12 protein-coding genes are annotated in these 12,722 nt (G+C 63.3%); 7 read left to right on the top strand and 5 right to left on the bottom strand.

The genetic code is table 11. The annotated features are described in order from the left end of the window. Window positions 1-186: 186 nt before the first annotated feature. Entirely contained in the window at window positions 187-408 is a 222-nt protein-coding gene (locus P9272_RS15895; protein WP_128261277.1) for an alkylphosphonate utilization protein, read from the top strand. 200 nt (window positions 409-608) lie between these two features. Continuing rightward, window positions 609-2,705 carry an acyltransferase family protein gene (locus P9272_RS15890; protein ID WP_278161233.1) on the top strand — a complete coding sequence of 699 codons (2,097 nt, stop codon included), beginning with the start codon at window positions 609-611 and terminating at the stop codon, window positions 2,703-2,705. A 251-nt stretch (window positions 2,706-2,956) separates the two neighbouring features. Here P9272_RS15890 and P9272_RS15885 read toward each other — a convergent pair whose 3' ends face one another. Next, window positions 2,957-3,310: a cupin domain-containing protein gene (locus P9272_RS15885; RefSeq protein ID WP_278161232.1), complete on the bottom strand. Its 354-nt coding sequence runs from the start codon at window positions 3,308-3,310 to the stop codon at window positions 2,957-2,959. Window positions 3,311-4,027: 717 nt separating this feature from the next. After that, a complete protein-coding gene (locus P9272_RS15880; RefSeq protein ID WP_278161392.1) occupies window positions 4,028-6,040 on the bottom strand; it encodes an AI-2E family transporter in 2,013 nt (670 codons plus the stop codon). 263 nt (window positions 6,041-6,303) lie between these two features. On the opposite strand from P9272_RS15880, the gene P9272_RS15875 reads away from it, so the two are divergent. The 5 genes from P9272_RS15875 to P9272_RS15855 all read left to right on the top strand — a co-directional run bounded on the left by P9272_RS15875 (window position 6,304) and on the right by P9272_RS15855 (window position 10,559). Next, window positions 6,304-6,633 (top strand): hypothetical protein, encoded by a 330-nt coding sequence (locus P9272_RS15875; RefSeq protein WP_128261272.1) that lies wholly within the window; start codon window positions 6,304-6,306, stop codon window positions 6,631-6,633. 211 nt (window positions 6,634-6,844) lie between these two features. Next, window positions 6,845-7,180, top strand: coding sequence for a hypothetical protein (locus P9272_RS15870; RefSeq protein WP_128261271.1), 336 nt, complete (start codon window positions 6,845-6,847; stop codon window positions 7,178-7,180). 261 nt (window positions 7,181-7,441) lie between these two features. Continuing rightward, complete coding sequence (locus tag P9272_RS15865) at window positions 7,442-8,677, top strand: DUF763 domain-containing protein (RefSeq protein WP_278161231.1); 1,236 nt, start codon at window positions 7,442-7,444, stop codon at window positions 8,675-8,677. 171 nt (window positions 8,678-8,848) lie between these two features. Continuing rightward, on the top strand, window positions 8,849-9,913 hold the full coding sequence (locus P9272_RS15860) for a DUF262 domain-containing protein (RefSeq protein WP_278161230.1): 1,065 nt from the start codon (window positions 8,849-8,851) through the stop codon (window positions 9,911-9,913). Window position 9,914: 1 nt separating this feature from the next. After that, entirely contained in the window at window positions 9,915-10,559 is a 645-nt protein-coding gene (locus tag P9272_RS15855) for a hypothetical protein (RefSeq protein WP_278161229.1), read from the top strand. A 42-nt stretch (window positions 10,560-10,601) separates the two neighbouring features. Here the strand turns inward: P9272_RS15855 and P9272_RS15850 are convergent, their stop codons facing one another. The 3 genes from P9272_RS15850 to P9272_RS15840 form a co-directional block, all read right to left on the bottom strand. Further along, the gene (locus tag P9272_RS15850) at window positions 10,602-11,198 is read right to left on the bottom strand and encodes a DUF6456 domain-containing protein (RefSeq protein WP_278161228.1); all 597 of its coding nucleotides are present in this window, start codon (window positions 11,196-11,198) and stop codon (window positions 10,602-10,604) included. Between the two features lie 384 nt (window positions 11,199-11,582). Continuing rightward, complete coding sequence (locus P9272_RS15845) at window positions 11,583-11,960, bottom strand: hypothetical protein (RefSeq protein WP_278161227.1); 378 nt, start codon at window positions 11,958-11,960, stop codon at window positions 11,583-11,585. Then, window positions 11,881-12,573, bottom strand: a complete 693-nt coding sequence (locus P9272_RS15840) for a hypothetical protein (RefSeq protein WP_278161226.1) — start codon at window positions 12,571-12,573, stop codon at window positions 11,881-11,883. The genes P9272_RS15845 and P9272_RS15840 overlap by 80 nt, the downstream gene beginning before the upstream one ends. Window positions 12,574-12,722 lie beyond the last annotated feature (149 nt).

Below are 12,722 nucleotides of genomic sequence, written 5' to 3'. Positions count from 1 at the left end.
CCCCCCCCCCCCCCCCCCCCCCCCCCGCGGGGGGGGGGGGGGGGCGGCGGCGCGGGGGGGGGGGGGGGGCGCCCCCCCCGCCCCCCCCCCGGGGGGGCCCCCCCCCCGGGCCAAGCGCGAGGCTTGACCAGGCCATGGCCGGCGCGATAGGCGGGCGCAGGCCGTCCAACCGATGAAAGACCCGCCATGACCGACCTTATCGTGAAAGACAGCAACGGCACGCCGCTGAAGGATGGCGACTCCGTGACGCTGATCAAGGACCTCAAGGTCAAGGGGACGTCCGAGACGATCAAGCGCGGCACGCTGGTGAAGAACATTCGTCTCAACGGCAATCCCGGCGAGATCGAATGCAACACCAAGCAGGTAAAGGGCCTGGTGCTGAAGACGGAGTTCCTGAAGAAGGCGTGACTGCGGGGCCAAGCCCTGTCGACCCGGAGGGGCGTTGACGCCTTCTCACGCAAGTTGAGGAGCGGCGCCGCCCACCCCTGTCACCACTAGCCCTCCCCTTATGTTGCACTGCGTTAGATTTGTTGCGTTGCGATATCGGCGCATAGGGCCGAGGCTTTGCCGCAGGCGGGATACGAACGAACGGTGCGAGGTTCGTATTCGTGTCAGCATCGGCGCAGGATTTCCGACCGGATATTGAAGGGTTGCGGGCGGTGGCCGTGGCGGGCGTCGTGGCCTACCATTTCGGCTTGGCGATGCTGCCGGGCGGCTTTGCCGGGGTCGACATCTTCTTCGTCATCTCGGGCTATCTGATCACCCGGCACCTGGTCGCCGAGATATCCGAAACAGGCCGGCTCGACCTCTTGCGCTTCTATGCCCGGCGCGCCCGGCGCCTGCTGCCCGCGGCGCTTATGGTCATACTCGCGACGCTTGCCGCCGGCGCGATCATCCTGTCGCCGGAGGAGCAGGCGCTCTATTCCAAGGGCGCCATGTTCGCCTCGGCCTATATGATCAATCTGTGGCTGATCCGCTGGTCGTTCGACTATTTCGCCAATGACGCCACGTCGAACCCGTTCATCCACTACTGGTCGCTGTCGGTCGAGGAGCAGTTCTACCTCGCCTGGCCGGCGCTCCTCATGCTGGCGGCCTGGCTGGGCCGTTTAACAGTTTTGCCAAAACGGCAAACCGCCCAAGCTCTTCGTCCTGACGCAATTGCGGACGGAAAACCACTTCACACTTCTCCTGGAATTGCTCTGAAACACGGCAAGCGCGCCATCTTGGTCGCGATCGCCGCTGTCGGCCTCGTCTCCTTCATCCTCTGCGCCTGGCTGACGAGCGTCTCGCAGCCCTGGGCCTTCTACTTCTCGCCGCTGCGCGCATGGGAATTTGCCGCCGGCGGCCTCGCATCGACGGCGCCGGCGCGGCTCTTGCAGACGCGTCCGCTGCTGGGGCGGGCGTTGAGCCTGGCCGGCCTGGCGATGATCGGGACCGCTTATCTCACCTTCAGCGAGGACGCTCCCTTCCCCGGCTTTCTGGCGCTTCTGCCTGTCGCCGGCACGGTCCTTCTGCTCAAGGCGGGAGCGGCCGGCGCCAGGGAAGGCACTCCTTATTCACCCGATTCCGGGCGGAATTGGGTGAATGCCGCCCTGGCGCTGCCGCCTTTGCAATGGACCGGCAGGGTCTCCTATTCGATCTATCTGTGGCATTGGCCGGTCATCGTCTATGTCGGCATGCTGGCGCCGGAATTGACGCCAGTCGAGCGGCTCTATTGCCTGGCGCTGACGCTGGCGCTGTCCGCCCTCACCTACCACCTCATCGAGAACCCGATCCGTCGCAACGGCTGGCTGATGGCCAATGCGGCGCGGGCGCTGGTGCCGGCCCTCCTCCTGACCGGCACCGGCGTCGCAGCCGCCTATGGCAATGCCAGGCTCGCCGTTCGCGACCTCGATCCGCAACAGCGCCTCATCGCCGCCAGCGCGGCCGAGCCATCCACCGCCCGCGCCAAGGCGGGCTGCGTGCAGGACTACGAGACGGTGACGCCGGCTCCTTGCGTGTTCGGCGACGGCCGGCGCGTCATCGCGCTCTTCGGCGACTCCCACGCCGACCACTGGTCCACGCCGCTGATCGAGGCGGGCCGGAAGAACGGCTACCGGGTGGTGACGTGGCTGAAGAACTCCTGCCGCGCCTCGCGCATCAGCGTATGGTCGGCCGAGCTCAAGCGCCCCTACGCGGAATGCGACCGCTGGCGCGAGCAGGCGATCGCCGGGATCATAAAGGCGCGGCCCGCGCTGGTGGTCATTTCAGAGCTGGCGCTGACCAGCGGGCGCAAGATAGCAGGCAGCGACGGCGACACGGCAAGACAGGACGCCGACTGGCGGGCCGGCCTGCGCTCCACCCTCACCAGCCTTAGCAAGGCCGGGCTGAAGGTCGCCTTCATCCGAGACGTGCCGTTCAACAACGCCAATGTCGACACCTGCGTGGCGCGGGCGCTGTGGCGGGACGAAGCGCCCTCGCGATGCGACCAGACGCGCGCCTATGCCGCCAACGACGCCATGGCGGCGGTGGAGCGCGACATCGTCGACAGCATCCCCAACGCTGCTTACGTCGACCTCACCGACCGCTTCTGCAGCGCCACCATTTGCCACGCCGTCATCGGCGGCAAGCTCGCCTTCCGCGATCAGCACCATATGGCCACGCCCTTCGCGGAATCGCTGGAGCCGGACGTGGAGAAGAGGGTGATTTCGAAAGTGGGAAGGTAGGGCAGGCGCCCCTGCCGTTCGTCATCCTAGGGCGGAGCAAGGAGCGAAGCGACGCGCGCAGACCCTAGGATCCATGCCGTGACGGCTAACGCATTGCAACGGTACAGAATTCTGCACCGTCGCGCTTCACGTCGAAGGTCACGGCACGGATCCTCGGGTCAAGCCCGAGGATGACGACTGGAGGGGCGTCGGCGCCCTACGAAAATCAAGGCCTGCGCCCTACCAAATCCCTCTCTGGCAGTTCGTGCGCCCTACCCTGCCACGACCACGAAATGCTTTGTCACCGGCTCGAGGATATTCCATGTGCCCTTGAAATCCGCCTCGACGACGAAGGCGTCGCCGGGACCGACCTCGACCGGCTCGCCGCCGTCGGGCGTGATGATGATGCGGCCGGCGATCATGTGGACGAATTCATAATCGGTGTAGGTGGCATGATAGGTGCCGGGCGAGGCGCGCCAAGTGCCGGACATCACCTTGCCATCCCCGGTCGTGTGCTGCACGGCCGTCTGCATGGTCGGCCTGCCCTCGACGACGACCCAGCCCGGCAGGTCGCCGGCCTCCGCATGCTCGACGGCGCCGAATTTGAAAATGGTGGGTCTGGTCATCGAATGCTCCTTCGGTTCGCCGGAATTGGCTGGCGACGGCATAGCCGATGGCCGCATGGGTTGCACGCGGCGATGCGACAGCGAGGGGCGATGCGGCGACGGGTGCCTAAAGCGCGTCGCCATCCTTCGGATTCGCTCCATGCGCTTTAGGTGTTTTATTTTTGCGCAAGTCTTTATCCCGGACCGGTTCCCACCTTCGGGAGACATGCTTTGAAGGTCCGCGGCTGAGGATCCGATGGGTTTCGCCTCAGCCGCATTCCCCATGAAATCAGAAAGCCCGCCTGGCGGCGGGCTTTCAGTTTAGTGCCACATCAAAGTGGAATGGAAGATGATGGCTTTGCGACGATGCCGCTCAGCTTTTCGCGCCTGACCAAAACAGGCTTTTCGTAAGTCTTCTTCAAAGGTACCCCCCTTTCAAGGCTTTCGTAGGTCCGCATGTGCAGCTTTATAGCTGGCGCGGCCTATATGCTGTAGCACATTAGCAACACTTCACGGACGTTCCGCAGGGCTCGCGGCGTTAAGCATCACTGTCCCGTTTCGGGACTGGCACCCATCTTGCTATGAAGAGATTGCCGGTGTCCTCCCGCCGGTCCTGATCGGGGGATCAGGTTTAAATCTCGCCGGGCCTGTGGGCTTTGGGCATCAGGGTTGGCCCGGCGAGTTTTCTTTCCCACCGTTGTGGTGACACCGTGATGCCCGCTGGCGGGCGCCCCGCCTTCACTCCGCGGCCTGCAGTTGCTTCCTGCGCGCCGGCTGCCTGCGCCGGTGGCCGGCCTTGAGCGTGACGGCCGTCTTTTTGGAAAGGGCTCCGGTCACCGCGTCGATCATACCGAAGGCCACGAAGTCCGCGTTAAGAGTGGTAGCCAGTTCCGCCGCGGCCTCGACGTCACCATTGCCGACTTCCGACCAGAAAACGATGCCTACCCGAAGCTTCGCCTTGACGCGCTTCAGCCGACGAACCATGAAGCGCGCGTGCCGGGTGGATTGGCGGTTGAGGAAGCCGATCACGACGGCATCGATGGTTTCGAGGTCGAGACGGCGGATCGCCAATGGTTCGAGCTCGGTAAAGCTCGCCTTCGACACTGAAGCGCCCTGCACTTCCAGCACCTGCGCCAGCATCGCGGCGGCAGCGTCGTCGAGCTCGCCGCGCCCGCCGGCGCAGAGCACTGCGATCCCCGAGCCGTCGGGCAGATCGACCTCCTCTTCCTCCACCCCCGCCTCGGCAGGCTTCGTTTCGCCGGAGTTCTTCTCGCCAGCCTTCCTGTCGGCTGCTTTCTCATCGGCAGCGGCCGCCTGCTCGCTCTCTTCCTCCTCAGCCTCCTGCTGGGCGCTGTCGTCGAGATTGGCGACCAGCGTCATGGCGCTGTCGGCGAGCTGCCTGCGCTGCGCGTCGTCCATGACGCCGCGCTCCCGGTCCTGCTCGCCGAGCAGCAGCGCGGGAATCGCGACCTGGTCGTAGAACTGGAACAGGTATTTTTCCTCCAGCATCTCCTCGGCGTGGTCGGTCGCCTCGTCCGGGTCGCCGGCCAGGAGCCGCTGGTAGAGCCTGGCATGCGGCTCCAGCACCGGCTCGTTGCCGAACAGGACGTCGAGGAACTCGAACTGCGGCACGTGCCGGCCGAGCACGACCAGGCAGACGGTGAGCGGCGTCGACAGCACCAGGCCGATCGGCCCCCAGAGCCAGGTCCAGAAGATCGCGGCCACGATGATGGCCAAAGGCGAGAGCCCGGTGTGCGAGCCGTAGAGCCACGGCTCGATGACGTTGCCGGTGACGAGCTCCACCACGACGAAAAGCGCGGCGGTCCACAACAGCAGCGACCAGCCGGGCGCCACGGCCAAAGCCAGGAACAGCGGCAGCAGCGCGCCGATGATCGGGCCGATATAGGGCACGAAGCGCAGCGCCAGCGCCAGCAGGCCCCAAAGCAGCGCGTTGGGGATGCCGAGCACCCAGAGCCCGATGGTGATGGGCACGGCGTAGATGATGTTGACCACCAATTGCATCAGCAGATACTGGCCGACGCGCTTGCCGGCATCCTGCAGCGCCTGCGTGGTGCGATGGAGGTCGCCATAGCCGACCAGCCTGATGAAGCGGTCTCGCAGGTCCTCGCGCTCCATCAGCATGAAGATGACGACGATGACGACGAGGCCGGCGGAGCCGAGCGGGCTGAGCAGCGGCCCGATCAGGTTCTGCAGCACCTCGAGCGGCTTTTCATGCGAGACGACCTCGACCGGGATCGGCTCGCGCTTCGGCGCCTGGGCGGCCGAGGGCAGCTGCGGCTCCTGGCGATCGATCTCCTGCCCGACGCGCTCGATGACGCCGCCCAGGCGCGCGATGATGCCGCCGCCGAGGCCGTTTTCCTTCAGCGCGCGGACCTTGGTCAGGATGTTGATCTGGTAGACGGGGATGTTCTGCGCGAGATCGCTGACCTGGGTGGCGACGACGAAGGAGAACAGCGAAAGCGCGGCGAAGGCGCCGGCGACGCTGGCGATGACCGCCGCGATGCGCGGAACGCCGGCGCGCTTCAGCGAGGACACGACCGGCGCGATGGCGAAGGTCAAAAGCAGCGCGACGGCGATCGGCAGGAACACCTCGCGCCCGAAATAGAGCGCCGCGACCGTGACAACCACGCTCGCCACCGTCGGCAGCGCCGTGCGCGGATGGCCCCTGGACGCGGCGAGCAGGCCTTCCAGCCTCGGCTCCGACGCCCCGTTCCCGCGATTGGCCGCCACCATCGAGCCTCCATGCCGTGCGTCCGGCAATGATCCCAGATACTTCGCCGGCGTGCAACGCGCCGAAGCCCGGTCGGTTGCAGTTGCTCTAATAAATATCCGGGTTCATGAGATTGTGGGGCGAAGCGATGTGTCGCATCCGCCGCCTTACGTCCTGCCAACGCGCCGTCCGGGCTCGGCAATCGGGCGGCTCGGCGGGAACATGGACCGCCCGAAATCGTTTTGTTCTCGAAGGGGCGTCCTCGAAACTCAAGGAGGCAGCGATGAAAAAGCTTCTGCTTGCTTCGATGATCGCCATCGCCTCGGCGTTCGCGATCGCGCCGGCCAGCGCCGCCAGCGTGCAACTCGGTATCGGCGTCGGTCCGGGCTATGACGATGGCTACTATAACGACTATGGCGGCTATTATCCGCACCGCTACTACCGCCATGTCTACAATGACAGCTACTACAATGATGGTTACTACAATGGCGGTTACGTGGTGCGCTACCACCATCGCCATAACTGCCGCACAGAGCTGATAACGCACTGGCGCCATCACCACCGCGTGACGGAAGAAGTGCGCGTGTGCGGTAACGGCTACAACAACTACTAGTAAGAACCACTGGTAAGCCCGCATCGTTGCGCGGGGCGGTTCGTCGCCCCGCGCAATCGTGCGTCAGGCCCGATAAGGCGCCTGGCGTCTCCAGCACTCTCCAACCGAGCTGACGCTGCTACTCCCGGCGAGCGAATATTAGCAGTTGTGGGAACACCGGGCGGCTCGCGCGCGTTTATAGGGTGATCGACCTTCAGGAGGAGGTTGCCCCATGAAAAAGCTCCTATTTGCTTCGGTGATCGCAGTCGCGTCGGCGGCGGCTACAGTAGCGCCGGCGGATGCGCATAGTTTCCTCGGACTCGGTTTCGGGCCGTTCGGCGGCTTTCCGTTCTACGGCGGTCCGTTCTATGGGGACTATGGCGGCCCGTTCTACGATTATGGCGGCCGCTATTACGGCCCGCGCTACTATGACGACTATTATCCCGGCTACGTGGTCCGCTATCCGCACTACCGGTATTACAGGCATCACCGGCACTACTACGTCTTTCACCACCGGTACCACCATAGGCACTACTACCGGCACCACAGGCACTATTACAGGTACTAGGCGGTAGGCGACTGGCTGATCTCCCCCTTGCGGGGGAGATGTCCGGCCGGACAGAGGGGGGAGCGAAGGATCGCGGCTTGTCGATGCTGGACTTGCCGCGGATTGGCTGCAAGGGCAGTGGCAGCCAACGACCGAGACGCTGGCGGGAAAGCCCCCTCTGTCCTACCGGGCGTCTCTCCCAAGGGGGAGAGTGGCACTTTCGTGCGCCTTGCAAATCCCCGCCAAAATGCCATCTAAATCACCGGCATCCAGGAGAATCACGTGACGCAGCGAAGCGGCAGCGCCGACCTGCCGCTGCATGGCGGTCGGGTCCCGAAATGGCTGGGCGAGCGCATGACCAAGCTCGGCGCCGTGCTGTGCGAGGCGATCATCCACCATTACGGCCGCGACGAGCTGTTGCGGCGCCTGGCGCATCCCTTCTGGTTCCAGTCCTTCGGCGCCGTGATGGGCATGGACTGGCATTCATCCGGCATCACAACGTCCGTCATCGGCGCGCTGAAGCGCGGGCTGAACCCGCTCAGCAACGAGCTCGGCATCCATGTCTGCGGCGGGCGCGGCGCGCATTCGCGCAAGACGCCGGGCGAATTGCTGGCGATCGGCGAGCGCGTCGGCCTGGACGGCGATGCTCTTGCCACCGCCAGCCGGCTGGTGGCCAAGGTGGACAGCGCCGCGGTGCAAGACGGCTACGACCTCTATCTGCACGGCTTCATCGTTGCCGATGACGGGCGCTGGGTGGTGGTGCAGCAGGGCATGAACGGCGACGCCCGCCAGGCGCGGCGCTACCACTGGCTGTCGGAAGGCTTGACCAGCTTCGTCGACCAGCCGCATGCCGCGATCGAGGGCGAGCGCCAGGGCGAGATCATCAACCTCACCGACCACCGCGCCGAAAAAGCCCGCGGAGGCCAGGTCCAGCTGCTTAAGACCATGAGTCCGGAAAAGATCCTGACCGAACTTGCCGTGCTGGAGCCGCAACCCGAACCCGAGCCCGCCGCGCAGCCGTTGCTGCCCAACCTCGTCATGCCAGCGCATCACGACGTGCGCGAGAGCGACATCGTCATGCGCCGCCTTCATGGCAACATCGCCTCGGCCATCGAAAGCGGCCCGAAGGATTTCCCCGAGCTGCTGCTCGTCCCCGGCGTCGGCCCGCGCACGGTGCGGGCTCTCGCCATGGTCTCGGAAGTGGTGCACGGCGCGCCCTACCGCTTCTCCGACCCGGCGCGCTTCTCGCTAGCCCACGGCGGCAAGGACCGCCACCCCTTCCCCGTGCCGCTGAAAGTCTATGACGAGACGATTTCCGTGCTGAAATCGGCGGTGGGCAAGGCGAAGCTCGGGCGCAACGAGGAGTTGGAGGCGCTGAGAAGGCTGGATGGGGAGTCACGAAGGATGGAGCGGTATGTGACGGGGCCGAGCCTGAAGGAGATCGTGGCGGGGGAGATGGACCAGTCGCATTTGCTGGGCGGACGGAGCGTGTTTGGGTGGGAGGGGCGAAGGCGGTGAAGGTGATCCTCAGGACCACTGATCATCATCCTGCGACACCATAGCGCAGGCATGCAACCACATGGGACGAGGCCGCATTCATAGGCCAGCGTTCTGTCACTCATTATTTGCCACTAGCCAAGTCCGCAGATTTGATATTTCGTTGGCATTTCGAGATTGACGAGGGGCGAGATGAAAGATTTCGATACACGAACGTACAATGTGTCGGATTTTGTTGAATGGAATAGTCGAGATCAAATCCAACTGTCACCCGATTTCCAGCGCCGCTCAGTATGGAGTCTCCAGGCAAAATCCTATCTTATTGACACCATTATCCGCGGCAAGCCAATGCCGAAAATGCTGTTGACGCAGGATGTAACCGACCGAAGAAATGTGCGCGTTGTGGTCGACGGGCAGCAGCGCCTCAGGGCGATTCTGGAATACGTTGACGGAGACTATGCCGTTTCACGGGCACACAATAAGGAGTACGCAGGTCAACGGTTTCACATGCTTCCTCCGGAGGTTCAGGCTGCGTTCCTAAAGTATGAAATCGGTGTCGATCTGCTTTATGATCTACCGTACAGAGACATATTAGATATATTCGCTCGCTTAAACACTTATACAGTCAAGCTAAATCCCCAAGAGCTTCTGAATGCAAAGTACGTTGGTTTCTTTAAGCAACTTGCTTATCGCCTCGGGTATCGTTACGTAGACTATCTTCTTGCAGCCAAGGTCGTGACGAAGGCTCAGGTAACTCGAATGCTCGAAGCCGAGTTGACATCCGATCTACTTGTGTCATTAATCGACGGAGTTCAGACAAATAAGAATCTTGAGGCGCAATATCGAAAGTTCGAGGAAGAATTTGAAAGTATGGATGTCGTCGAGGATAAATTCGACAAAGTAATGTCATTCATAAACGCAATTTACAAGCCGGAAGAATTGGCAACTACAAACTGGTCTAGAATTCATTTATTTTATACGCTCTTTACAACAATATCTCATGGTTTATTCAAGACTTTGGGGCTCGAGGAGGCAGTGAGGCCTGCAATAACGACAGCGAACGTCGGAAAGCTAAGAGTTATTCTTGACGACATAAGCGCTAGGTACGATCTGTATACCTCACCCGATTACAAGGACGCAGACATACCGGTGGAGTTTGCGGAATTCATAGACCGGTCGCGCCGCGCCACGACGGACACTGGCTCGCGAATTGCGCGTTCTAATTTTGTTTCTAAGGTCCTGCGCACGGCGATTTAGCATGGAGCGCCGAAAAGTCAGTGCGGTCCATGCGGGCTTCATCCAAGAACTGGATGCGTTGCTAAGATTGGATGCGCAAAATCAACGCCGATATCGTCCGGGGCCGGGGCGCCCCGGCCCCGCTACGCTTTCGAAGCATCAAATGATTTTGATGACCGAAAGCGTATTCATCAAAGCCTTCAGCCACTACGAACTATTCCTCGAGGAAGTGTTCATACTTTACACAAGGAATAGACCGACTCGCGGTGGCCACAGAGTGCCCTCGTTCATTCTTCCAAAAGACGGCGAGCACGCTCGAGATATTCTGAAGTCAGGTATGCCATTTTTAGAATGGAACAGCCCGGATACCATTGTGCGTCGCTGCGAAGTTTATCTTCATGATGGCGATCCCATCAAGCGTTCGATCACTGCGTATTCGGCTCGCCTACAACGGATGAAGGCGATCAGAAATGCCATCGCCCATCGATCTGCAGAGGCGGCACAGAGATACAACAATGTCGTTAGGGCTGAGTTGCGCGCTGCACCTCTGCAACCTTTATCGCCGGGCGAATTCCTCTTGAGCACAGATCCTGCTACCCCAGCTTCGTATTTCTTGCTTAGCTATCTGGGGATATTCCGATCAGTAGCAAATGTTGCAGCAGGTTGAATGATAAGCTGATCGCTTGATACTCCCGTTTGAAATTCCCCCTCATTCCGCCTTCCTCCCCATCATCCCATAATGCACCGCCAATAAATCCAGCCCCACCTTCAGCAGCTTCACCACCACATCCCTTCCCTCGCCGCTGCGTTCGGCGATGGCCTTCACCGACTGGCCTTCGAGGCAGGTCTTGCGCACCACCTCCGCCACCTCCCAATGGGCAAGCGCCGCCGTGGCGTGGGCATGGGCGCGGCCGGCTGAGAGGACGCGATCGGGGATGCCGCCGCCCATGCGGCTGGCGTCGACGCGTTCGCTCCAGGATTGCGGCTGCAGGCCGTGGCGGGCGGCTCGCTCGAAATCATCGCGAAAACGCTGGCCGGCCTCGCGCTGCTGGCGGGTGAGCGAGGTGATGCCGGTGAGCGGATCGACATTGCGCAGGCGCACGATGCCGCCGGTGGAGGTGTAGCCGCCATTCGAGACTTCGTAGACGCGGCGCGCCTCCGCCGTGCCGGCGGTGAGGCGCTGGCGGCCGAAGGCGTCCGGCTTCAGCGCGAAGTCGTGGCCGACCTCGCGGCGGATGCGCACCTGCTCGGCCTCGCCCTTGGGGAGTTTTGGGGGTTGGGGTTTTTTCGAGGGTTTGCGGGGCATGGATGGGGTCCTTTGTGGGTGGGCGTTGCAGAACTTGGGTTCCTCGCCCCCACCAACGGTGGGGGAGAGGTGGCCGCGAAGCGGACGGAGAGGGGGACGTCCTCCGCGAAGCCAACGGCGTAGGAGGTTGAGCCTCGTTGCGGCTTCCGCTCGTGATGCGAGGAGTCGGGTTCTCAGCCGGCTTTGACCTCGCGGAGGGCGCTCCCCTCTCCGTCGCGGCTTCGCCGCGCCACCTCTCCCCCGCTGCGCGGGGGCGAGGAACTCGCGCGGTGGGGGAGAGGTGGCCGCGAAGCGGACGGAGAGGGGGACGTCCTCCGCGAAGCCAATGGCGTAGGAGGTTGAGCCTCGTTGCGGCTTCCGCTCGTGATGCGAGGAGTCGGGTTCTCAGCCGGCTTTGATCTCGCGGAGGGCGCTCCCTTCTCCGTCGCGGCTTCGCCGCGCCACCTCTCCCCCGCTGCGCGGGGGCGAGGAACTCGCGCCTGGCAGGACACCCCGCTTCGCTGTCAACTCCCGCATCAGGCGCCTCTCGCGCACCTCGATGGAAAGCTGCGCGCTCGATGGGCAGAACTGGGCGTTGGCCATCTTGGCCTCGCCGCGGATGAAGCGCCGGATGGCGGCCTCGACATCTTGAAGCTCGGCATCCTGCACGGCGGCCAGATAGCCGCGCAGCTGCATCTCGGCGTCAGCCAGCGCGGACTGGGGGAAGCAGGAAAACATCGCGGCCAGCGCCTTCGCCGCCTGCTGCAATTCGGCTGCGGTCATTGATCTCCTCGATGATTGCGTTGGCGGCATCGACATGCGTCCTGCGCCGCTGCCATTTCCGTTCGGGCCTTGCCGGTTGCCCTGAAGACGCTTTTCCGTTCCTGTCCCGCGAAGCGGGGGAAGAAAAAGCATGGGCTTTTTCTCCCGATGGATCGATGGCTTGTGGACTCTGGGAGTCTGGACTCTGGGGCTTATCGCCCACCTTATCCCCTGCCCTTGCCCGCCGCTTATCCGAGGGCGGAAAAGCCCTTTCCTTCGAAAGGCTTGGGTTGCCGCCCTTCAAGCCGTTGCGGCGCGCCGCGCGCGCCTTGCGGGCGTCGGCGATCATGCGCCGGGAATAGATGCGGCCGTGGCGGTCGCGCGAGAAGACGCGGTTGCCTTCCAGTTCGGCAAGCAGCGCGCCAAGCTCCGTCTCCGCGCAGCCGGCAAGGCGGGCAAGGGCGGTCTCCTCCAGCCCCTTGCCGGCGATCGCGACATAGCCGATGGGCTCATGCGCGGCGGCAATGCACAGCATGCGCATCCACAGGCCTTGCGCGGCCAGCGAGCACAGCCGCAGGTTCGGATCGGACTCCCAGTCCGACCAGAAGAATTTCGACCAGATCGTGCCGCTCATGGGGTGGGCTCGGCGGCGGGGCATTGGCGATTAGCCAGAGGGAAGCGCGAAGGATCGCAGCGCCTCAGGATAAAGGTTCCTCGCCCCACGAAGTGGGGAGAGGTGGCTCGGCGAAGCCGAGACGGAGAGGGGAGCGCCCTACGAAGGCC

The organism is Mesorhizobium sp. WSM4976, from assembly GCF_029625685.1.
Classification (GTDB): domain Bacteria; phylum Pseudomonadota; class Alphaproteobacteria; order Rhizobiales; family Rhizobiaceae; genus Mesorhizobium.
This window is presented reverse-complemented; position numbering and strand designations above follow the sequence as displayed.

Coding starts and splice junctions, on each gene's coding strand:
- P9272_RS15895 (WP_128261277.1), top strand. CDS start 187: ATGACCGACCTTATCGTGAAAGACAGCAACGGCACGCCGCTGAAGGAT.
- P9272_RS15885 (WP_278161232.1), bottom strand. CDS start 3,310: ATGACCAGACCCACCATTTTCAAATTCGGCGCCGTCGAGCATGCGGAG.
- P9272_RS15875 (WP_128261272.1), top strand. CDS start 6,304: ATGAAAAAGCTTCTGCTTGCTTCGATGATCGCCATCGCCTCGGCGTTC.
- P9272_RS15870 (WP_128261271.1), top strand. CDS start 6,845: ATGAAAAAGCTCCTATTTGCTTCGGTGATCGCAGTCGCGTCGGCGGCG.
- P9272_RS15860 (WP_278161230.1), top strand. CDS start 8,849: ATGAAAGATTTCGATACACGAACGTACAATGTGTCGGATTTTGTTGAA.
- P9272_RS15855 (WP_278161229.1), top strand. CDS start 9,915: ATGGAGCGCCGAAAAGTCAGTGCGGTCCATGCGGGCTTCATCCAAGAA.
- P9272_RS15850 (WP_278161228.1), bottom strand. CDS start 11,198: ATGCCCCGCAAACCCTCGAAAAAACCCCAACCCCCAAAACTCCCCAAG.
- P9272_RS15845 (WP_278161227.1), bottom strand. CDS start 11,960: ATGACCGCAGCCGAATTGCAGCAGGCGGCGAAGGCGCTGGCCGCGATG.
- P9272_RS15840 (WP_278161226.1), bottom strand. CDS start 12,573: ATGAGCGGCACGATCTGGTCGAAATTCTTCTGGTCGGACTGGGAGTCC.